Origin of the sequence: Candidatus Poriferisocius sp. (assembly GCF_965208355.1) — a bacterium.
Lineage (GTDB): Bacteria > Actinomycetota > Acidimicrobiia > Acidimicrobiales > Bin134 > Poriferisocius.
This window is the reverse complement of the sequence record NZ_CBDBOM010000003.1, coordinates 3,189,902-3,211,424: the sequence shown is the minus strand read 5'-3', so window position 1 is coordinate 3,211,424 and position 21,523 is coordinate 3,189,902. Positions and strand designations below refer to the sequence as shown.

At 64.1% G+C, this 21,523-nt stretch carries 14 protein-coding genes and 1 tRNA gene; 6 read left to right on the top strand and 9 right to left on the bottom strand.

The window, feature by feature from the left end; all coding sequences use genetic code 11:
- Positions 1-15: 15 nt before the first annotated feature.
- Positions 16-939 carry a hypothetical protein gene (locus ACOGXH_RS16200; RefSeq protein ID WP_419930121.1) on the top strand — a complete coding sequence of 308 codons (924 nt, stop codon included), beginning with the start codon at positions 16-18 and terminating at the stop codon, positions 937-939.
- A gap of 56 nt (positions 940-995) precedes the next feature.
- Positions 996-1,073, top strand: a tRNA-Arg gene (locus ACOGXH_RS16195).
- A gap of 6 nt (positions 1,074-1,079) precedes the next feature.
- Here the strand turns inward: ACOGXH_RS16195 and ACOGXH_RS16190 are convergent.
- From ACOGXH_RS16190 to ACOGXH_RS16170, 5 genes are read right to left on the bottom strand one after another with little or no spacing between them, the layout of a single operon-like run.
- On the bottom strand, positions 1,080-1,268 hold the full coding sequence (locus tag ACOGXH_RS16190) for a ferredoxin (protein WP_419930120.1): 189 nt from the start codon (positions 1,266-1,268) through the stop codon (positions 1,080-1,082).
- Positions 1,268-2,554, bottom strand: coding sequence for a cytochrome P450 (locus tag ACOGXH_RS16185; RefSeq protein WP_419930119.1), 1,287 nt, complete (start codon positions 2,552-2,554; stop codon positions 1,268-1,270). The genes ACOGXH_RS16190 and ACOGXH_RS16185 overlap by 1 nt, the downstream gene beginning before the upstream one ends.
- Positions 2,547-5,456, bottom strand: a complete 2,910-nt coding sequence (locus ACOGXH_RS16180; protein ID WP_419930118.1) for an ABC transporter permease subunit — start codon at positions 5,454-5,456, stop codon at positions 2,547-2,549. Before ACOGXH_RS16180 ends, ACOGXH_RS16185 begins: the two co-directional genes overlap by 8 nt.
- 2 nt (positions 5,457-5,458) lie before the next feature.
- On the bottom strand, positions 5,459-7,660 hold the full coding sequence (locus ACOGXH_RS16175) for an ATP-binding protein (RefSeq protein WP_419930117.1): 2,202 nt from the start codon (positions 7,658-7,660) through the stop codon (positions 5,459-5,461).
- A 44-nt stretch (positions 7,661-7,704) separates the two neighbouring features.
- On the bottom strand, positions 7,705-9,225 hold the full coding sequence (locus ACOGXH_RS16170) for an ABC transporter substrate-binding protein (protein WP_419930116.1): 1,521 nt from the start codon (positions 9,223-9,225) through the stop codon (positions 7,705-7,707).
- Between the two features lie 108 nt (positions 9,226-9,333).
- Here ACOGXH_RS16170 and ACOGXH_RS16165 point away from each other — a divergent pair, with 108 nt between their 5' ends.
- Positions 9,334-10,533, top strand: a complete 1,200-nt coding sequence (locus ACOGXH_RS16165; RefSeq protein ID WP_419930115.1) for a phytanoyl-CoA dioxygenase family protein — start codon at positions 9,334-9,336, stop codon at positions 10,531-10,533.
- 18 nt (positions 10,534-10,551) lie between these two features.
- Here ACOGXH_RS16165 and ACOGXH_RS16160 read toward each other — a convergent pair whose 3' ends face one another.
- The 3 genes from ACOGXH_RS16160 to ACOGXH_RS16150 form a co-directional block, all read right to left on the bottom strand.
- Positions 10,552-11,994, bottom strand: coding sequence for a hypothetical protein (locus ACOGXH_RS16160; protein WP_419930114.1), 1,443 nt, complete (start codon positions 11,992-11,994; stop codon positions 10,552-10,554).
- Positions 11,995-12,123: 129 nt separating this feature from the next.
- The gene (locus ACOGXH_RS16155; protein ID WP_419930113.1) at positions 12,124-12,948 is read right to left on the bottom strand and encodes a tyrosine-protein phosphatase; all 825 of its coding nucleotides are present in this window, start codon (positions 12,946-12,948) and stop codon (positions 12,124-12,126) included.
- Positions 12,948-14,399, bottom strand: coding sequence for a hypothetical protein (locus ACOGXH_RS16150; RefSeq protein WP_419930112.1), 1,452 nt, complete (start codon positions 14,397-14,399; stop codon positions 12,948-12,950). The genes ACOGXH_RS16155 and ACOGXH_RS16150 overlap by 1 nt, the downstream gene beginning before the upstream one ends.
- A 155-nt stretch (positions 14,400-14,554) precedes the next feature.
- Between ACOGXH_RS16150 and ACOGXH_RS16145 the strand changes: the two genes are divergently transcribed.
- From ACOGXH_RS16145 to ACOGXH_RS16135, 3 genes are read left to right on the top strand one after another with little or no spacing between them, the layout of a single operon-like run.
- Positions 14,555-16,777: an MFS transporter gene (locus ACOGXH_RS16145; RefSeq protein WP_419930111.1), complete on the top strand. Its 2,223-nt coding sequence runs from the start codon at positions 14,555-14,557 to the stop codon at positions 16,775-16,777.
- Between the two features lie 2 nt (positions 16,778-16,779).
- Positions 16,780-19,806, top strand: coding sequence for an ABC transporter permease subunit (locus tag ACOGXH_RS16140; RefSeq protein ID WP_419930110.1), 3,027 nt, complete (start codon positions 16,780-16,782; stop codon positions 19,804-19,806).
- A 14-nt stretch (positions 19,807-19,820) separates the two neighbouring features.
- On the top strand, positions 19,821-20,633 hold the full coding sequence (locus ACOGXH_RS16135) for a tyrosine-protein phosphatase (RefSeq protein WP_419930109.1): 813 nt from the start codon (positions 19,821-19,823) through the stop codon (positions 20,631-20,633).
- Between the two features lies 1 nt (position 20,634).
- Here the strand turns inward: ACOGXH_RS16135 and ACOGXH_RS16130 are convergent, their stop codons facing one another.
- Entirely contained in the window at positions 20,635-21,474 is an 840-nt protein-coding gene (locus ACOGXH_RS16130; RefSeq protein WP_419930108.1) for a MurR/RpiR family transcriptional regulator, read from the bottom strand.
- Positions 21,475-21,523: the final 49 nt, after the last annotated feature.

The window sequence follows — 21,523 nt, the reverse complement described above, 5'->3', positions numbered from 1 at the left end:
GGGAAGGGAAGAACCATGAGTGACGACGCTTTCACCACCAGATCCGAGGAACCTGCGTCGCAGGACTTCGCCGACCAAGAACCCGAAGACGCCATGGCCGAAGGCTCCCCCGAAGCCGCTGATGCGGGTGGCGACGATGGGGGCGGCACTGGGATGTTGGGGCCACTCGAGCTTCCTTCTACAGGACGCATGTTTGTTGTGGTTGGCGGGGCGGCGATGGCTCTGTCCACGCTGCTTAGTTGGCTCGAGGTGGGGAACGACAGCTTCCCCAACATTGCCGGTGTTGGTGTTTCGACTTTCGGTGTTGGAACGATTGTCTTTCTGGCGGGCTTGTTGCTTGTCCTGAGGCGCCTGACTTCTGGCGTCGCAATGGGAATTGCTCTGGGTGCACTCGGAAGTACGTTGGTATACATCACGATTGTCGGGTTAGACAATGGTCTTGCCGCGGGGGTATGGGTCGGTTTGGCAGGTTCGGCGATTGCCGTCTTGGGAGCATTGATTCTGGTCTTCGAAGAGGAGGATAGACCACAACTGCAACTGCGTCCCTCGGCAGCTGCTCTTGGTGCCGCTTTGGCCGTTGTCGCCTCATTTTGGCTTGATTGGGTGCTCAATTCCTCTGCATTGATAGCCAATCGCAGAACAGGTGAGGAGGCGTTCAATGGTCTGCATTCAGAAGTTCTCTTTGGCTTTCCTATCCTCATTTTGGGGGGGATTGTCCTAGTTCTTCTCACCGAATTGACGACAATGCAAACCCCATTTGCGAAAGACAGACAGCAGTGGATCTACCTCATGATCCAGATGGCCGGTGTCGCCATTGCGGTGACTGCTGGCTCCAACGTTGTGGGGCTGATGATGCTTGGGGTCTTCGCGTTCGGCTCTGGGCCTCTGGTGGCATTGGTGGGCGGGGTCATAATCACCCGCTCGATCAAGGAGGCGTGATCGCGCCAATCCGGTAGCGGGCACGGGTTATGGGCCGGGTACACTGGCTGCTGCCCGCGCTTGTAGCTCAGTTGGATTAGAGCGTCTGACTACGGATCAGAAGGCCGGGGGTTCGAGTCCCTCCAAGCGCGCCACGCCCCTCAATCCACCCGGATAGCCCGGGTAGGGCACCGCACCTCAGCCTCTCGCACCGCGGCCTCGTGTTCCGCCGGCACTTCTTCGACTGTGGCTCGGGCATAGCCGGCGTCCTCCAGCACGAAGACTTCGGGGCACAGCACTGTGCACACGCCGTGGCCGCCGCATACGTCGTCGTCCACCGACACCCTCATCAGGAATCGGCGCCCACCGGAGTGAACTCGAGGCCCAAGAAGGCCAGTCCTCGCAGGATGTGAGTGGGCACGTAGACGAAGCGCCGCTCGCCGGGCGGACCGTGCGTCGCCTCGGAGACTCGGATATCGGCCATGCGGTCGAGGATGCGGTTGAGGCTCACCCGGGCCTCGGCCCGGGCCAGGGGGGCGCCGGGGCAGGTGTGGATGCCCCGGCCGAAGGCCAGGTGCGACCGGGCGTTGTCTCGCTCGATGTCGAGGGTGTGGGGATCGGGGAAATGCCGGGGATCGCGGTTGGCCGCCCCGTTGATCACCATGACCGTGGTGCCCGCGGCCAGATCAACCCCGCCAACGGTCACCGGGCGCTGGGTCAGGCGGAAGTCTCCCTTGATCGGGCTCTCGATGCGCAGCGCCTCCTCCACCAAGTTGGGGATCAGCGAGCGGTCGCTGCGGATTCGGCTCTGGAGCTCGGGATCCTCGGCCAAGAAGAACAGCATGGTGCTGAGCAGCCGCACGGTGGTTTCGGTGCCGGCCGCAAACACGTTGGCGGCGATCCGGACCGCATCGATCACCTCAGGGGTGGACCCGTCGGGAAAGGTGGCGCTGGCCAGGCCGGTGAGCACGTCGTCGCGGGGGTTGGCCCGGCGATCCTCGATGTAGGTGCTGAACTGGTTGTAGAGGAACTCGAGGGGGTTGTGGGCCATGGCTTGCTCGTCGGTCGAGCCGATGCCGTGGTCGTCGGGTCGGCGCAGAAGCTGCTGGGTGAAATTGTCCCGGTCGTCGTCGGGCACTCCCAGCAGGTCGGCCACCACCAGCAGGGCGAACGGCTGGGCGAAATCGCGGATGAACTCGCACTGGCCCTGCTCGATGAAGGTGTCGAGTTGGCGGTCGGCCAGCCGCCACATGAACTCCTCATTCTCGCTCAGGCGCTTGGGGGTGATGAGCCGCATGAGCAGCGACCGGTGGTCGGTGTGGGCGGGCGGGTCCATGGTGGGGAGCTGGTCGGACATGGGCAGCTTGTCGCGGTGCTCGGCAATGAGGCCGCTGATGTCGTCGCCCTCCAACGGAACCGGAAACCCAGGAAAGGGCCCCGACACCGCGTTGCACGCCGAGAAGCCGTCGTTGTCGTTGTAAACCTCGATGGCCTCGGCGTAACCGGTGATCATCATCACGTCGTGGTGGGGCTCGGGATGCACCGGGCACTGGGAGCGCAGGTGGTCGAAGTACCCGTAGGGGTCGGCCACCAGATCCTTGTCGGTGAAGAAGTTCCGGCTGTCCATCTCAGTCATGGCTCGTCTCCTCTGGGGAATCGAGTCTGTCACGGGGCGCGGCCGCGCCGCTGCGGGCGATGGCCCGCTCGTCGGTGCCCAGGTAGCTGGCAATTACCAGCGGGTCGTTGCGCACCTCGTCGGGCGTGCCCTCGGCGATGATGGTCCCGGCTTCCAGGCAGTACACCCGGTCGCTGATGCCCATGATGAAGGGCATGTCGTGCTCGATCACCAAAAGCGACGCGCCCAGCTCCTCACGGATCCGCAGCACCAGCGGGGCGAATGCCTCCGTCTCCCGCTGGGCCACCCCGGCAGTGGGCTCATCCAGGCACAGCACCCGGGCTTCCAGCGCGATCAGGCACGACAGTTCCACGATGCGGCGGGTACCGGTGGACAGCTCGCTGATAAAGGAGTTGGCGTAGCGCCCCAATCCGAAAAAGCTGATGAGCTCATCGCCTTCAGCTTGTCGGGTTCGCTCCTTGCGTCGGGCGCTGGGCAGCCCCAACAACGTGGGGATGACCTGGGAGCGACCTCGGGCTTCGAGTGCCACCTGGATGGTCTCCCGCACGCTGAGGTCGGGGAACAGGTCGGCCCGCTGGAAGGTGCGACCCAGTCCCAGACCGGCCCGACGGCTGGGGGAGAACCGGGTCACGTCGGTGCCGAATATCTCCACTTGGCCGTCCGACGGCACAAACCCGCCAACGGCGTTCATCAGCGTGGTCTTGCCCGCGCCGTTGGTGCCGATGAGTCCCACCACCTCCCCCGGCTGCATGTTGAGGTCGACGTTTTCCACCGCGTGCACCCCGCCAAACTGCACCGATACCCCGGTGGTGGCCAGCGCGGGAACCCCTGACGGGGAAGACCGGTCGGCCAGCGCGGCCGACACGGCCCGGGCCGGGATGGGGGCGGGCTCCCGCTCCACGGTGGTGTCGGGTATGCGCTTGGCCGCCGCCGCGAAGATGGCGTCGCGAATCGAATAGGCCACCTGGATCAACCCGCCGGGTAGATACATGAGCAGGATCAGGACGCCCGCCCCTGAAGTGAGCAAGCGGACCTGCTCGGACTCGGCGAAGAACGACGGGATGCCCACCACCCACAGCGCACCCAGGACCACCCCCCAGATCGACGACAGTCCGCCGATAACCGCGATGGCCACCACCCGCAGCGATTCGTCGGGGGAGAAGGCGGTGGGCCCGAACTGCACCCGCAGCCCGGCGATGAGGCCGCCGGCCAGACCGGCCAGCGCCCCGGAGATGGCGAACGCCACCAGCTTCATCCGGGTGGGCGACACAGTGAACGCCGCCGCGCTCTGTTCGTTGTCGCGCACCGCGATCAGCGACCGGCCCACCCCGCTGCGGCGGATACGGCTCACCAAGATGGCGCACAAGCACAGCACGGCCAGGCACACGTAGTAGTAGGTGCGCTGCGACCGGAGGTCGAAGGTGTCGCCCCACCGGGCCCGGGGCAGTCGCACCACCAAGTCGCCCCCGGTGAGCACATCGCGCTCAAGCAGCCAGTTTTGGGCCGTTACCGCGAAGCCCAGAGTGATTACAGCCAGAAACAGCCCCCGGACGCGCAGCGCGGGCAAACCCACCACCACTGCGGTCAGCAGGCAGGCGAAGGCGGCCAGGAACACCGCCCCCTCGAAGGGGACCACGGGCAGTTCGAACTCGCTGTCGCCGATGGTGAAGTTGACGCCCCGAACCATGGCGGTGGTGAGCATGGCCCCGAGGCCGGCGAATGCGAACTGACCCAGCGAGAGCTGACCGGCCCAACCGGTGAGCAAGGTGAGCGACATGCCCACGATGGCCAACAACAGCATGAGGGAGTAGAGGAAGTGGCGAGACGGGCGGGTCACGATCAGCGGGAGCACGATGGCCACCGCCAATGCAACGGTCACGGTGATTTGGGGCAGATAGCGCACCCACCAGAGCTGCTGAAGCTGGCGGGGCACCGGCCTCACCCGGGGGGCGAACGACATCGATTGGGCCCCTTCGCCGCCTCCCTGGCGCCGGTAGTACGACAGCACCGAGATCAGCATGGCCCCCAACAGCGCCGCGTCGATCAATCCGGGTTCATCGAAGTAGTTGAACAGCAGCGTCGCCTCGGCCCCGCCGATCACCGCTCCGGCCACAAGCGCCACCGGCAGCGAGTGCATCCGGGCGATCAAAGCGGCGGCAAGGGCCCGCAGCAACAGCCCCGGCCCCAGCGTGGCCGCCTCGATGACAGTTCCCTGGCCCTTGAGCGGGGCCACCAGCACCGCGGTGATGGCCGAGAGCAGTCCGGCGATGATCCACACCGCGGTGGACATGGCCTTGGTGCTGATGGCCGACAGTCGGGCGGCGTCGGGATTCTCGGCCGAGGCCCGGATGGCCGTCCCGTACTTGGTGCGCTCCAAGAACAGCGCCAGCACGGCGACAACTGCTGGCACCACAATCAGCACCAGCAGCTGCGCGCTGCGAATCCTGATGTCGAACAGCTCCCAGCGCCCATCGAACGGGGTCGGGAAGCTGGCGATGGCGGTGTAGTTGGGTAGCCAGAAACCGGCCAGAAACACCACCTGCGCGGCGCCCATGGTGGCCACGAACAAAATCACCTTGGGAGCGTTGGCCAACCGCCGCACCACGGTGAGCTCGATGATCCCGCCGAAAGCGGCTCCTGAGGCCAGCCCGGCGATGAGAGCGATCGGATAGGGCACCCCGTATTTGGCCACCAGCAGTCCCAATAGCGCGCCGCCGAACGCCCCGACCTCGGCATGGGCGAGGTTGACCACCCGCGTGGATCGGAAGATCAGCACCAGGCCAACGGCCATCACCCCGTAGGTGATGCCGGTGACCAGCCCGTTGAACAAGATCTGCCGGTTGAAGGTGAACGCCAGCACACCATCCACGGTGCCCAGCACAGCGTTTGCGGCTGCCAGCACGCTCAGCCGCCCGATCCCGACTGTCCGAGGAACACAGCTCGGGCCAAGTCATCTCGCTCGGCCAACTCCTGGGCCGGCCCCTCAAAGCGGATTTGCCCCTTCTCCAGGAAAATGGCCCGGTCGGCTACGGCTAGGGCCACGTTCAGCGACTGCTCCACGATGATCATGGTCTGACCGTCGGCGCGGAGCCGCTCCACCACTTCCAGCAGCGACTGCACGGTGACGGGAGCCAAGCCGAGCGACAGCTCGTCGATCATCAGGATCTCCGGGTCGTGCATAAGCGCCATAGCCAGCGACAGCATCTGCTGCTGCCCGCCGGAGAACTCCCCGGCGACCGCGTTCCGGCGCTCGGCGACAACCGGGAACAGGTCGTAGGCCCGTTCCAGGCGAGGCTCGAGCTCGGCCTGGCCGTAGCGGAACCCGGCCATGCGTAGATTCTCCTCCACCGACAAGCCGGGGAAGATGGCCTTGCCCCCGGCCAGCTGCACGATCCCGATCTTGGCCCGCATTCCAGGGTCGGCATAGGTGATGGTGCGCCCGTGGAGCCGCACCACTCCTCTCTGGGGCACCCCCAGGCCGCTGACCACCCGCAGCACCGTGGACTTGCCCGCGCCATTGGTGCCCAACAGCGCCAGCGACTCCCCCTGGCGCACTTCGAAGCCGATGTCGAACAGCACCTGCACCTTGCCGTAGGAGAAGTCCAGGTTGCGCACTTGCAGCACCGGGATGTCGGCTGCGTCGGCGGCCTTAAGGCGCTCCGCCTCGTCTTGCTCTTCTTCCAGTTCCTCGATGACCAGTGCGATGTCACCTTCGATGAACCGGGAGCCATAGGCCATGAGCGTTCCCCCCACCAGCGTGGCCGGCAGGATCACGACGGTGATTGCGGTCTGCTCGCCGTGGACATCGCTGAGCATGCCGGTGATCACTGCGCCCAGAAACGCCCCGAACAGGAACATGTAGATGCCCACCAGTGCGGTGCCCCGGGACCTGAGCCGGTAGGGGATGACCGAGGCGATCACTCCCGGCAGAATGGCGAAGGCGGCCCGGGCGAAGGCGTTGGAGGCGCCCAGGAATATCCCGAGCAGCCACACCGCGGGCATCCATATCCCCACCACTTGGATGGCGCCGAAGGTGACGACGAGGACGCCGATGAAGATCATGGCCCGGGAGGGGTGCTCTTTGAACAGGGCGTCGGCCCGCTTGCCCGATACCGCGGCCCCCACGAAGCCGGGCAGCACGGTCAGTGATCCGAACACGCCACGCTCGAAGGCAGTCAGCCCGAAGTGGTCCTCCAGATGGAGGTTGATGAAGATGATCGTGGTGAAGATGGCGAAACCGATAGCCGCCATCCCAGTGAGGTAGTAGTAGAACGACTTGATCTTGCGGAGCCGCTCAAAGGCCACCGACAGCGAGATGGGCAGCTCGCCTTCGGTCTGCTCCAGTTCCTTGCCCAGAACGGCCTGCATCTCGTGGCTGCCCCGCCGGGGCTCCCGCACAAAAAACGCGCTGATGGCCAAGGGAATGCCCATGATCCCCATGACGAGAAACACCCACCGCCAGCCCTCGTCGCCGGTGGCGATCAGCACCACCAGCCCGGCCACCAGCGGGCCCAGTGCTTGGCCGGCCATCTGGAACCAGCCGTTCAGGGCGAAGACCTTGGCCCGAGCCCCGATCGGGTAGCCGTCCATCAGCATGGGCCCGGCCACCGGGATGTAGTACGACTGCCCGAGCCCGGCGCCCATTCGGGCGATGAACAGCAAGAACGCATTGGAGATGGCGCTGGTCACCATGACCACCACAGACCACAGCGACATCGCCGCCCCCACCACCAGCTTGCGGGGCATGCGATCGGCCAACGAGCTCAGCGGTATGGAGCCCAGCAGGAACAAGATGCCGAAGGCGCCCCCGATGGCGCCGATAACTCCGTCGGAAACGTCGAGTGACTTCTGGATGTCGGGGGCGATGACCGCAAAGGCCGATGTCTCCAGGGTTTCCACGAAGCCGAGCAGGCCGATAAACCCGATCAGCCCCTTCCCGCCCCGGCGCAGACCTTGGCGCAACGTGATCTGTTCGGCGTCGAAGCTGCCCTGCGGGCCGCGCTGGGCGGCCTCAGCGGCGGCTATCTCTTGTTGGCGGCGTTCCTCTTCGTCGAAGACCCTGGCGACCAAGTCCGCCGGGGTCTCCGACCGTGGGGATTCGGTCATCCCTTCAGATGGGCCACGAACGCTGTCTGATTAGTGGGGTTGGCCTATTGATCAAGCATCATGCGAGCGCCGTCGACCTCCACCCAGCAGGAGCAGTCGGCCCTGTACTCCTTGAGCGTGACCGCGTTGGGGGCGTCGTGCTTGGTGGGAGTCCACGAGCCGGAAATGTCGCCGAGCTGGTAGCCGCCGAGCGACTCGAAGCCCTGGATGAGCGTGGTCTGATTTACGGTTCCGTAGGTCTCCTGAGACCAGTTGGCTGCCGCTTCCACGTTCTTGATGAACAGGCAGGTGCTGCCCACCGCGCTCCAGGCGTCTTGATTCTCGACGGTGTCGTACTCGATGCCGGTGACCTCGGTGAATACGGCATTGCACTCGATGGTGTGCTCGTCGGGGCTCAGTCGGTCGAGGCCGTAGCTCAGCCCGTACAAGCCGTAGAAGGCGGTGGGGTCGGGGTTCCTCTGATAAACCGCCTGGGCTACCGAGGCAAACACCAGGTTCTCAATATCGCTGACCAGCCATTGCGGCCTGAAGTCATTCTGAGTGCCCAGAAAAACCGCGATTCCGAACGGCGAAGGAGGCAGCAGAGAGAACACGGTGTCCACGTCGGCGGCCTGCATGCGCTCCAAGCCGATGTCCACCTGCCCACAGGAAGTGCCTTGGCAGGGCAGGGCCACTTCGTCGGCCAGTTCGTATCCCGCGTCGGCCAGTGCCGCCTTGAGCACGCCAGCAGCCACCTCGTGCTCGCCGATGTCGCCGCGCATCAGTCCGAGTGTGCGGCCTTCGAGCAGGCCCTGGGCATCGGCTGCGGCAGGCCAGGCCCCGACCAGCCGCTCGGTGGTCATGGCCTGGGAGAACAGCCGCCCGTTGGAGCGGTCGTATATCTCTTGGGGCAGGATGCCCGACAGCATGTAGGCGATCCGCTCATGGCCCTCGGTGGCGCACAGCACGGTCTCGGCTGTCACCCCGCCCACGTAGTGGACAATGGCCACCTGATCGTCCTCGGTGGCCGCGATGCAGGCGGCCTGCTGGTCGGTGGCCGACGCTCCCGGCGGATAGGTGTGGAACACGATCTCGATGTTGCGCCCGCCCGCGCCTCCTCGGGCGTTGACCTGCTCGGCAAAGACCTCGTAATTGCGAGGTATGTCGCCGGTGTCAGGCAGGATGCCTGCTTCTTCAAGCTGCTTGCTATCGCTGCGCAAAATAGCGATCTTGATGGTGTCGTCGGTGATGCCCACAGTTGACCCGTCGGGCACCGGGATCGGAGTGGGAGCTTCCGTCGGCTCGGGATCGGGCTCAGGCTCGTCAGCGGGCTCGGGGTCGGGGTCGTCGGCCGGCTCTTCGACTGGCTCGGGCTCGTCAGCGGGCTCGTCGGCCGGCTCGTCGGCTGGCTCCGGCTCCGGAGCGGGCTCATCCGCGGGCTCATCGGCCGGGGCTGGCGCGCTGGTGGGAGCCGGTTCGGCAGCCGGAGTGTCGTCGGCGTCCTCCGAGCTACTGCACGATGCTGCGACCAGCGCAAATACCGCGACCAGGACGAATAGGGCATTGCGCCACTTTGTGCGATTCATGACATCCCCCTGCAAGGTCACTGCCTGTTGTGATGAGATGGTTTCCGAGCCGACGCTAACAGAGCGGAAGTAGCGTTGCCAGAAAACGGATATGAGGTTTTCACAGTAATGACAACCACGCCCCTAGGAGTTCGCCAAGCCCTCGCGGGCGAGGCTGCGGTGACCAGTCGTGAGGGGTTTGACCTCGGCGATTTGCGCTCCATCGTGGAGGTTGAGGTTGCTCTGGACGAGTACCCGCTGGCCGACGCGGTGGTGGACCGGGCGCTGGTGTACCGAACCGAGGATCTGCGGGGAGGTCTGCGCGATCTGGACCAGGCCGCCGCCGTTCGCAGTGAGCTGACCCGGGCGCTGCACGACGGTCCAGGGGTGATTGTGATCACCGGGGCCATCGAGCCCGCAGTGGTCGACCGGGCCACCGAGGTATTCGAACAGATCATCGCCGAGGAGGGAGAGGCCGGAACCGGCGGGGGCGACCACTACGCCGAGCCCGGCGCCAACGACCGGCTGTGGAATGCGCTGGAGAAGCTGGCCGTGGCCGACCCCGAGGTCTTCGTGGACTACCACGGGAGCGACATGATCGACTTGGCCTCGCTGGCCTGGCTCGGTCCCGGCTACCAGATCACTGCCCAGGTGAACGCCATCAATCCCGGTGGGGCAGCCCAGATGCCCCACCGGGACTACCACGTGGGGTTCATGACCGACGATGTGGCCGAGCGCTATCCCATCCACGCCCACCGCCTGTCGCCGCTTCTGACCCTGCAAGGGGGCATAGCCCACTGCCACATGCCGCCGGAAACGGGGGCCACCATGCTGTTGCCCCATTCCCACAAGTACGAGCTCGGTTACCTGGCGTGGCGGCGCCCCGAATTGATCGAGTACTTCGCCGAGCACCATGTGCAGATCGAGCTGGACAAAGGCGATTTGGTGTTCTTCAGCCCAGCGGTGTTCCACGCCGGCGGTCACAACCGCACCAATGACGTGCGGCGGATGGCCAACTTGCTCCAGATCTCTTCGGCTATGGGCCGGGCCACCGAGGCGGTGGACCGGGAGCGCATCGTCAACGCCATCTACCCCGTGCTGCTGCGCCGCCAAGAAGAAGGACTTGATCCCACGGTCATCGCCTGCGCGGTGGCGGCCAGCGCCGAGGGCTATGCCTTCCCCACCAACCTCGACCGCGACGTGCCCATCGGCGGACTCACCCCTCCGTCACAACAAGACTTGGTGCTCGAGGCCCTGGCCAACAAGACGACCCCCGACGAGCTGGCTGCTCAACTCACTGCCCACCGCCACCGCCGAGCCACGCACTGAACCGCTATGCGATGCCCATCAGCCGGCTGACACAAATTCCTCTTTTTCGGCATCCCATATCACCTTGACCAGCGGGGAGTCGTCGGCGCCTATCTTCCCCTCCCTCATTGAAGCCGCAGACATGCCCGGCAGGTCGATCGACCCGAGATTGGCCGCCGCCTCCAGGAATGTCTCGTTGGTGAGGTTGGGGCCAGCTGCGGTGGCAATGGCGGCGAACAGCCAGACCGTCTGACAGGCCCTTACCACCAGATCGAGGTTGATGGGCTGGCTGGGATCTTCGGTCACGTTGACCGTTTCGACGTTCCCGTCCTCATCGGTGATCTGAGCGTTGTTGTAGTTCTCCACGCACTCATTGAGCAGGGGATCGTCCCCCCGGTCCCAGAACGTCTTAATCTGCGCCGGTGCGTACACGTGAAGCTGGATAGCGGTGGGATCGACGCCCAAGTTCAAGTAGAGGTCTTCGCTAGACTCGCTGGTGATCTGCGGGATGTCGATCCCCGCCCTGATCATGGCCCCAGACATGAGCGCAGGCTCCAGCGAATACACCAAATCAGCATCCTCATCGACGATCCGCTGGACGATCACGTCGTGATTGGCCTCGGCGGCCTGCACATCGTCAACCGCGGTCACCCTGCTCACCGAGGTGATGGTGGCGCCGTGAGCCTCCAGCGATTCGACGAGGGGGTCGGTGAGAGAGTCTTCGCTGGCCAAGATGCTGAAGTGGACCCTCTTGCCATCGATGAGCCCGTCGGCCGCGGCGGCGGCGATCAAGTTAAGCTGGATTCCCAACTTGGTGGCCTCGGTGGCGAAGAGCAGGCCATTGGAGCGGCTAATGGCCTCCGGTGTCACATCGTTGCCGTTGACGGCGATGGTGTTGTTGCGCTCGGTGTAGCAGAGCTCATTGTCCTCGCGAAGCCAACCGACGAAGGCGAAGACCATCTTGTCTTCTACGAACTTCACGCAGGTGGCGTCGGCCTCCACTGTTCCGATGACGTCGAGGACATCAATGAAGGGAACGAGCATCCGGCCGTTGATTCCGCCGGCGGCGTTCACCGCGTCCACAGCCACCTGCCACTTGGAGGCCAGGTCGCCCTGGTCGAATCCGAACATCTCGGCATCGAGGGAGGTCATGCCGATGCGAATCTCCGTTTCGGTGACCCCTCGGAATGAGGCGGTCAGCGGCACTGGAGTCGCCTCGGGTTCGTCGGCTGGCTCATCCGCGGGCTCGTCGGCGGGTTCGTCGGCTGGCACATTCGCGGGCTCGTCGGCGGGTTCATCCGCGGGTTCATCCGCCGGTTCGGGCTCATCCGCGGGTTCTTCGGCCGGGGCCGGCGCGCTGGTGGGCGCCGGTTCGGCCGCCGGAGCGTCGTCGGCGTCCTCCGAACCGCTGCACGATGCTGCGACCAGCGCAAATACCGCGACCAGGATGAATACGAGATTGCGCCATTTTTTGCGATTCATGACATCCCCCTGCGATGTGACCACCAATTGCGATGAGATGGCTCTCGCAGCGAAGCTAACAGAGCGGAATTTGCGCTGCCAGAAGGCGGATGCGAGGACTTTGGCGGGGATCGGCAGCCGTCAAGAGGCCTATTGAGCGGAGCTGAGATAGGTCGACTTGAGTCCGGCAATCGTCTCGTCGGTGAGATGAAGGTGCGTACGGGCGTAGCTGTCGATGCCGCCGCACTCTGAATCGATGTGGTCGAGAAATGCCTGCATCTGCGGTTCATGGGCGCCGAGTATGGGCCACAGCGAAGGGGGGGCCAATCGACGGATTTCTTCGATCTCCTCGGCCCCGACTGTGTTGGTGGCGAGGTAGTCGTCCATCACCGCCTCACGCTGGACGCCGAGCACTCTGAGCAGCAAGGCGGTGGCCACTCCAGTGCGATCGACCCCGCCTTCGCAGTGAAAGAGGAGGGGTCGGCCCATGGCCGCGACCAACTCTGCGAAGAACGCGGCGAAGACGGGAGCGAAATCAGTGGCGAAGCTCACGTACCGTTTCACGCGGTCGCCAGCGATGTCGATGCTCAGTTCGTCGACCATCTTGCTCATGGCTTCGAAGTCCCGGTTGAGCCAAAGACCGATAATCTCCGCCCTGTGCTCCGACTGATTCCTTTGTCCGACGGTAATCGAACTAGCGTTTCCGGGGTTGTCGATAGGCAGGTTCACCCACCGCACGTCGAGGTCGTCGAGCTGGTCGGGCCGGCGCTGAACCTCGGCTTCACTGCGGAAGTCGACCACGCATGCAAGGTTTAGACGAGCCAAGTCCTCCACCTCCGCTTCATAGAGAGTGTCGGAACGAAACAGCAGCCCACTTCGCACCACCAGGCCATCAGGGGTGGCGATGCCACCGATGTCGCGGAGGTTCTTGGTGCCCCTCACGGGGACTAGCTGTTTGAAGACGTCTACTCCCATCAGCCGGCTGGCACAAACTCCTCTTCTTCTGCATCCCAAATCACCTTGACCATCGGTGAGTCGTCGGCGCCGATCTTGCCCTCGCCAAGAGATGCCGAAGACATGCCAGGCAAGTTGATAACCCCGAGGTTGGCCGCCGCCTCCAAGAAAGAGTCGTTGGTGAGATTGGGACCAGCAGCGGTGGCAATGGCGGCGAATAGCCAGACCGTTTGGCATGCCTTGACGACCAGATCGAGGTTGATGGGCTGATTGGGATCCTCGGTCACGTTGACCGTTTCGACGTTCCCGTCCTCATCGGTGATCTGGGCGTTGTTGTAATTCTCGACGCACTCGATGAGCAGGGGATCGTTCCCCCGATCCCAGATCGTCTTGTTCTGCTCCGGCGCGAAAACGTGAAGCCGTACGGCGTTGGGATCGACGCCCAAGTTCTGATACTCGTCTTCGTCAGATTCGCTGGTGATCATCGGGATGTCCAAACCCGCCCTGATAAGGGCCGCGGCCATGAGCTCGGGCTCAAGCGAGTACACCAAGTCGGGATTCTCGTCGGCGATCCGCTGGACGATGACGTCGTGGTTGGCCTCGGCGGCTTGCACGTCGTCTACCGCGGTCACCCTGCTGACCGAGCTGATAGTGGCGCCAGCAGCCTCTAGCGAGGCAACGAGGGGTTCGACGAGCGCCTCTTCGGTGGCCAAGAGGCTGAAGTGGACCCTCTTGCCATCGATGAGCCCGTCGGCCGCGGCGGCGGCAATCATGTTCCGCTGGATGCCCAGAGTGGTGGCCTCGGTGGCGAATAGCATTCCGTTGGAGCGGTTGATGGCATCTGGGGTCACATCGTTGCCGTTGACGGCGATGGTGTTGTTGAGCTCGGTGTAGCAGAGTTCGTTGTCCTCGCGCAGCCACCCCACGAAGGCGAAGACCATTTCGTCTTCGACAAACTTCACGCAGGCGGCATCGGCCCCAACCGATCCGATCACATCGATGACTTCGATGAAGGGGACCAGCATCCGACCGTTGATGCCGCCCGCCGCGTTCACCGCGTCGACGGCCACTTGCCACTTGGATGCCAGATCGCCCTGGTCGAATCCGAACATCTCAGCATCGAGGGAGGTCATGCCGATGCGTATCTCTGTCTCGGTCACCCCTCGGAAGGAGGCGGTCAGGGGCACCGGGGTCGCCTCGGGCTCGGCCGCTGGTTCGTCTTCGTCGGCGGGTTCGGGCTCGGCCGCTGGTTCGTCTTCGTCGGCGGGTTCGGGCTCGGCCGCTGGTTCGTTTTCGTCGGCGGGTTCGGGCTCCTCGGCCGGTTCGTCTTCGTCGGCGGGTTCGGGCGCGGCGGGTGCGTCCGTCGGTTGTTCGGCCGGCGCGTCGTCGGCGGAGCCGGTGTCGGAGTCCCCCCCGCAGGCGGTGACTAATACCGATAGAGCGATGAGCACCCCTAGAAGCCGCTTGTACATTTGAACCCCCCAAGTCTCAGTGGTGACCACAACGTAGCGAAAAACGGCGAATCCTCGTCGCGGTCCAACCCGAATTTCGCAATATTTTCGATGAGTGTAGTCAAAAATCGAAAGTCTGTCTTTCGCGATGCGGATTTAGGTGCTAACCATCTGTCGTGGCCGTCGAAGGGAATGCCCCAGACAACCCGAATCAGGATGCCGCCTCCCTTCTGAGCTCCACCATCCTTGACAACGAAGAGACCCGGCTGTACGCCGCGCAGGCTGCCAAGCGAGATGTGGTGTATGAGGATGCCGCGCTGCCCGGCGTTGGCGTAGAGGAGATGGGCCTCCGAGACGGTCTCCGCCGGGGTGGGATGATCACTTTCGGCACCTTGGCCGCCATCGAAGCCTTCGACGAACTGGAAGGAGCCGCGCTCAGCGTTCTGGGCCCCGACATTGCCGAAACATTCGACGTCTCCGACGGCACCATCACCTTCATCTCGGTGGCGGCGGCTGCCTTCTTGATGCTCGGTGCCGCCCCCATGGGCTGGCTGGCCGACCGCATGCGGCGAACCCCCATCGTGGCCATCGCCACCATCGTGTTCTCGTTCTTCTCCTTTGCCACCGGCTTGGCGGTGAGCGCCTTCATGTTGTTCTGGCTGCGTTTCGGTGCCGGCATCGCCAAGGCGAACAGCCTCACCATCCACCCTGCGCTCTTGGCCGACGCCTATCCGATTGCCATCCGGGGCCGCATGTACGCCTTGGAAAAGGGCATCTCCCGCGTGGCCGGAACGATCAGCCCGATCCTGGTGGGCGCGGTGGCCACCGTTGCCGGGGGCGATGAGGGATGGCGCTGGGCCTATCTGGTACTCAGCATCCCCATAGCAGTGATGGGGTTCTATGCCCTGCGCCTACCCGAGCCCGAGCGGGGCCAATGGGAAAAGCGCGAGGTTCTCGGCAAGGGCCTCGACACCGACGACGGCATCGAGATATCCGTAGAAGCTGCCTTTGCCCGGATCTGGCGTATCGACACCATCCGGTACATGACCATCGCGCTGGCAGCGCTGGGGTTCGCGCTCTTTCCGGCCAGTTCCATTGAGAGCTTCTTCCTGGAGGAGGAGTTCGGCTTGGACGCCTTTGAGCGGGGGTTGGCCATATCGCCGACCGCCTTCGGCCTGCTGCTGTTCCTGCCGTTCATCGGCAAGCGGTTCGACCAGACGTTCAAACGCGATCCCAACCGAGCTCTGCGCATTCTCGGCTCACTGCTGTTCCCGCTGACGGTAACGGTGCCCATCCAGTACTTCATGCCCAACGTCTATCTGTTCGTGGCTTGGGCGGTGGTGAACGGGACGCTTCTGGGGGCGTCGTTCTCGATGATCGGACCCGCGGTGCAGACGGTTCTGCCCTACCGGCTGCGCGGCATGGGGATGGCCATCATCTTGTTCTTCATGTTCGCCGTAGGCGCGGTGGGCGGTGGTCTCCTCGCCTCCCTTTTGCAAGACGAAATCGGGGAGCGGTCCACGATCATCACGATCACGGTGATCGCCATGCCCCTCGGCGCCTTCTACATCATGCGGGGGGCGAGCCGGATGCGCCGCGACTTGTCTCTAGTGGTGTCCGAGCTTAAAGAAGAGGAAGAAGAGCAGCGGCGCCGGGCCGAGCCGGGTGCCACCGTCCCCGCCTTGCAACTCAACAACATCGACTTCAGCTATGGCCAGGTGCAGGTGCTGTTCGACCTCAGCTTCGAGGTGCAACAGGGCGAAACGCTGGCCCTGTTGGGCACGAACGGTGCGGGCAAGTCGACCGCCCTCAAAGTCGTCACCGGCTTGAGTACACCCGAACGGGGCATCGTCCGCTTCAAGGGCCAAACCATCACTTTCGCCACTCCAGAGCAGCGAGTGGCCATGGGAATCCAGATGTTGCCCGGCGGTGGCGGGGTGTTCCGGTCGATGACGATCGCCGACAACATCCTGGTCGGGGCGGGCCCCTACCGCCGCGACCGGGCCGCCCTGAGCCAGAGACTCGACTACGTCTTCGAACTGTTTCCCATGTTGAAGGACCGTCAACTCGAGTTGGCTGGCGATCTCTCCGGCGGTCAGCAGCAGATGCTGGCGCTGGCCCGGATCATGCTCCACCAGCCTGAAATCCTGTTGATCGACGAGCTTTCGCTCGGGCTGGCCCCGAGTGTGGTGGCCGAGCTTCTGGAGCTGGTCGAATCCCTGAAGGCGGCCGGCCAGACCATGGTCATCGTTGAGCAGTCGTTGAATGTGGCGTTGTCCATTGCTGAGCGAGCCGTCTTCTTGGAGAAAGGCGAGGTGCGGTTTGAAGGGCGAACCGCCGACTTGGCCGAACGCGACGACATCGCCCGAGCGGTGTTCCTGGGAGAAGAGGGCGGGTAGCCGTGCTCACAGCCGTCCTGGCGGTAAGCCGGATCAACCCCCAAGTGATGTTCAACGGCGCGGTGACGGGCATTGTCATCGGCCTGTTGGCCATGGGAATCGTGCTCACATACCGATCGACGAAGGTGATCAACTTCGCGGTGGGGAACATGGGACTGATCGGCGGCGTGCTGTTGCCGCTGCTCGTGCTGCAATACAACTTCCCGTTTTGGGTGGCTGTCGCGCTGGTTCTGGTGATGGGCGCGGTTTTCGGGGGCATCGTCGAGCTCACCATCATCCGGCGGCTGTTCCGGTCGCCCCGTGTCATCTTGCTGGTGGCCACGGTGGGGGTCGCCCAGCTCTGCCAGGTGATACCCCTGACTTACCCCGAGCTCGACGTTGAGGGAATTCGGCGCTATCCGGTGGTGACGTCGGCCAGCTGGCGGCCCTTCGAAGCACTGGGGGTGAGCGAAATCCAGCTCTGGACTGTGCTGGCTGCTCCGGCGGTGATCGCCGCGGCGGGCTGGGGGCTGTTGGCGCTTCGCCCTCTCAGAGACCGCTCCGGCCGGCGGAGCATTTGGCTTAGGACGTGGGTTGTCGGGTTGGCGGTGACATTTGGGGTGCTTGCCCTGGTCTCGGGTGAGGGTGAGCCCAAAGGCATTCGCATCTCCGGCACTCAGCTCACCATTCTCGTTGCCGTTCCGCTTGTCGCTCTCGGCCTCTATGTGGTTCTCAATCGCACGTGGTTCGGCAAGAACGTGGCTGCCGCGGCCGAGGACGCCGACCTCTCCCGGCTGGCGGGCGTCAACCCCAAAGTCGTCTCAACGTTCGTGTGGGTGATGGCCGGGCTCATCTCCACGATTGCCATCGTCTTGCTGTCAGGACAGAGCGGCAGCGTGTCCGGCCTCGGGGGGCTTGGCTCCTCGACGCTGGCTAGGGCCCTAGTTGCCGCGGCCATTGCCGGGATGACTTCGTTTCCTCGGGCCATGGCGGCCGGCATTTATCTGGGCATCATCGAGTTCACGATTCAGTTCAACTTCCTAGACCAGCCAGGATTGTTCGATTTCTTGCTGCTCTTGGCCGTGTTGGGTGCGGTGGCTTTGCAGCGAAGCCAGCGCCTGTCGACCGAGTCGTTCTCGTTCACACCGAAAATCCCTCCGATTCCCAGTCACCTTCGCCAAATTTGGTGGATACGCAACATGAGTCGGATCGGGTTCGGAGTCGTGCTACTGGTTTTGATCCTGTTGCCGCTAATCATCACCCAGCCGAGCCGGAATCTGGCCTACGCGTCGGTTCTGGCCTTTGCGCTGTGCGCCAGTTCGCTCACCGTCATCACCGGATGGTCGGGCCAGGTCTCGCTGGCCCAGATGAGCTTTGCCGGAATCGGCGCGCTGACTGCCGCCGCGTTGACCCGCGGCTTGGAAATGGACTTCTGGTTCATCGATTTCAACGCCGCCCCCATACCGTTTGCCCTAGCCGTGTTCATCGCGCCCCTGGCCATTGCCCTGCTGGCGGCGTTGGTGGGAGTGGGCGCTCTTCGGGTGCAAGGACTCATGCTGGCCGTCACCACCCTTGTGCTTGCCTTGGCCGCGTCGCTCTATATTTTCCGGCGGCCGATATTCGCCGACGGCAACGCCCGGACTGTCCCGTTTCATCGCGGCAGCCTGTTCGGCATCGATCTGTCGAGCCAGCGCAACTACTACTACTTCTGCCTGGCACTGCTGACCGTCGTCCTCTTCGTTTTGGCGCGGCTTCGCCGGTCCGGCGTGGGCCGGGGGACTATTGCCATTCGAGACAATGTGGACGCGGCGTCGGCCTATACCGTCAGCTCTACTCGCATGAAGCTGGCGGCCTTCGCATTGGCTGGCGGCATCGTCGGACTCGGCGGGGCTGTGCTCGCCGGACTGGTCCAGAGCGTCCCATTGTCTGAGCGATTCTTCACCGTGGACGACTCAATCAGGCTGGTCGGCATCGTGGTTATTGGGGGACTTGGGACGATCATTGGACCGTTCCTCGGCGCATTGTGGATCGAGGGGCTCCCATCCCTGTTCAATAACAGCAGCGTGGTGGCGCTCTTCACTTCCAGCATCGGCCTCTTGCTGGTGGTTATGTACTTTCCCGGCGGTTTCGCCCAGGTCGTCTATTCGTGGAGGTCATCGACGCTGCGATGGGCGGAATCCCGCTATGGGCTGTCGGCGCCTCCGAAGGGGGCTCAGGGTTCGGTCCGGCTGCCCGCGTCGCATCGCGTCCGGTCTGACGGCGGCCACCCGGTTCTCGAAACCAATGATCTGTCGGTGGCGTTTGGCGGCAACCAGGCCCTGAACGGAGCGTCGCTATCGATCCCGCCCAACCGCATCGTCGGGCTCATCGGAACCAACGGTGCGGGTAAGTCGACGTTTATGAATGCCGTCGGGGGGTTCGTCTCCGCCGTCGGCCAGGTCAGGCTCAATGGCACGAATATCAGCCGCCTGGCTCCGCATCGGCGCGCCATGCTCGGTTTGGGCCGGACGTTCCAGGGGGCGACCCTGTTTCCGGAGCTCACCGTGCGCGAAACCGTGCAGGTGGCCCTTGAGGCCCGGGAGCGGACGCCGATCCTGGCCACTGCCGCCTGCCTTCCCGCCTCAACCAGGATCTCCCGGGCGCAGAGAAGCGCCGCCGACGAGATCATCGACTTCCTGGGCTTGGGCCGCTACGGCGACTCCTATGTGGGCGACCTGTCAACGGGGACTCGGCGAATCGTGGAGGTCGGTGGACTCCTGGCTCTCGACGCCCACCTGCTGTGCCTCGATGAGCCCACCGCTGGCGTCGCCCAGCGCGAGGCTGAGGCATTCGGCCCGCTGCTGGTGAGCATCAATAGCGAACTCCAGTCATCGATGCTGATCATCGAGCATGACATGCCGCTGATCATGAGCGTGAGCGACCATGTTTATTGCCTGGAGGCGGGGCAAGTAATCGCCGAGGGGAGCCCAGATCAAGTGCGATCTGATCCCCTTGTCATTGCCAGCTATCTGGGAACAGATGAACGGGCCATCGCCCGATCCGACCTCTAGAGTCAGAGAGAGACATGCCGCCAGCCCAAAACAACCCCGATGCCGCGGTCGGCCAGGTGCCGCTGCACCTTCGCCGGATTCTTCAGTTTGACGGCGCCCTCAACGTGAGAGACCTCGGCGGTGTGACCAACTCCATCGGCCAACAAGTGAAATTCGGCATCGCCTATAGATCCGACGATCTGGCCGAACTCAGCGCCCTTGACCTGGCTGAACTCGAAAAGCGATCAGTCCAAACCATCGTCGATTTCCGCAGCTCCGAGGAGGTGGAAGCCCGGCCATCGAGGCTCCCCCCTGGAGCCACTGTGGTGTCCGCACCATTCGCCCGAGGGGAACGAACCGCGGGCGAGGTGATGGAGTCAATGATTGCGGGGAAGCTGACCCGGGAGGACGCCCACCAGATACTCCTCGATTCCTATCGGCATATCGCGGAGATTGGCAGCCCGGCGTTTGCCTTGCTGATCCGCGCCATCATCGACCGCTCCCCGGTCCTGTTCCACTGCGCGGGGGGCAAAGACCGCACTGGTGTGGCGACCGCGGTCATCTTGTCGATTCTCGGAGTCGACCGCGACCAGATTGTCGAGGACTACATGCTGACCAATGATCGGTTGGCCGATCAGTCCAGCACGTTCCAGCTCCGGCTGGCCGGATACCCCGAGGAATCACGCGACGTGCTCTTGGCATTGGGATTGGCGAAACCCGACTACATCGAGCTGGCGCTCGACGTCATCGACCGTGATTTCGGGGGCATCGACGCCTATGCCCAGGTACAGCTCACGCTTACCCAAGCCGAGGTCGATGCTCTGAGGAATCTCCTGCTGGAACCTTAGGTCAGTCGGCAGGCTCTCGTCGGGTGGCCCACGGGGGGCTGAGCCGGTGCTCGGCGATCATGTCGCCCCACAGTTCTTGGGCGGCCCGGGCCCGCTCCGGTCGCAATCGTGCCGCGGCAACGAATAAGGCGTCTACCACGGCCAGGTGGGCCAGTCTGCTGGACACGGCCGCAATCCGGAACTCCGACTCAGTGCCACCGGCCAGCAACACTTGGTCGGCGAGTTCGGCCAGCGGCGATCGGGCGAACGTGGTGATGGCCACGGTATGTGCCCCACCGCTTGAGGCCGCCTCGAGGGCGGTCAGCGTCTCGCGGGTTGACCCGGAGTGGCTGATGGCCAGGGCCACGTCTCCCGGGCGAAGGAAACGGGCCGCGGTGAGCTGCATATGCGAGTCGTTGTGGAACTCGGCTCGGTGACCCAGTGTACGGAATCGAAATGCGGCGTCGAACGCCACCGCAGCGCTGGCTCCCGCACCGAGGAAGATGATCGAGCGGGCATTGACCAGCAATTCGGAGACTTGGTGGAAGCTGGCCTTGTCCAGCGTGTGTTGCGTGTGGCTGATCGCGTCGACGGTCGAGGAGAGCACCTTGGAGAGAATCGACTCGCCGTCGTCGCTCTCTGACGGCTCGGTGACGCCAGTCGTCGATACTTCGGCGGCCAGTCGCAGCTTCAAGTCCTGGAATCCCCGAAGCCCGAGCTCTTGGCACAGGCGCACAATGGTGGACATCGAAGTCCCGGTGCGCTGGGCCAACTCCGACACCGATTGGCGGACCACGATGGTCGGGTCGGCCAAGATTTCCTCGGCCACCACCGCCAGCTTCGGCGTCAAGCTCGGCAGCAAGCTCCGAAGGTGAATCGTCGGCGGGATTGCAGGGTTCTCAGATTCGTCC

Excerpts from the sequence above, each read along its gene's own strand:
- ACOGXH_RS16200 (WP_419930121.1), top strand. The coding sequence starts at position 16 with ATGAGTGACGACGCTTTCACCACCAGATCCGAGGAACCTGCGTCGCAG.
- ACOGXH_RS16190 (WP_419930120.1), bottom strand. The coding sequence starts at position 1,268 with ATGAGGGTGTCGGTGGACGACGACGTATGCGGCGGCCACGGCGTGTGC.
- ACOGXH_RS16185 (WP_419930119.1), bottom strand. The coding sequence starts at position 2,554 with ATGACTGAGATGGACAGCCGGAACTTCTTCACCGACAAGGATCTGGTG.
- ACOGXH_RS16175 (WP_419930117.1), bottom strand. The coding sequence starts at position 7,660 with ATGACCGAATCCCCACGGTCGGAGACCCCGGCGGACTTGGTCGCCAGG.
- ACOGXH_RS16170 (WP_419930116.1), bottom strand. The coding sequence starts at position 9,225 with ATGAATCGCACAAAGTGGCGCAATGCCCTATTCGTCCTGGTCGCGGTA.
- ACOGXH_RS16165 (WP_419930115.1), top strand. The coding sequence starts at position 9,334 with ATGACAACCACGCCCCTAGGAGTTCGCCAAGCCCTCGCGGGCGAGGCT.
- ACOGXH_RS16160 (WP_419930114.1), bottom strand. The coding sequence starts at position 11,994 with ATGAATCGCAAAAAATGGCGCAATCTCGTATTCATCCTGGTCGCGGTA.
- ACOGXH_RS16155 (WP_419930113.1), bottom strand. The coding sequence starts at position 12,948 with ATGGGAGTAGACGTCTTCAAACAGCTAGTCCCCGTGAGGGGCACCAAG.
- ACOGXH_RS16150 (WP_419930112.1), bottom strand. The coding sequence starts at position 14,399 with ATGTACAAGCGGCTTCTAGGGGTGCTCATCGCTCTATCGGTATTAGTC.
- ACOGXH_RS16135 (WP_419930109.1), top strand. The coding sequence starts at position 19,821 with ATGCCGCCAGCCCAAAACAACCCCGATGCCGCGGTCGGCCAGGTGCCG.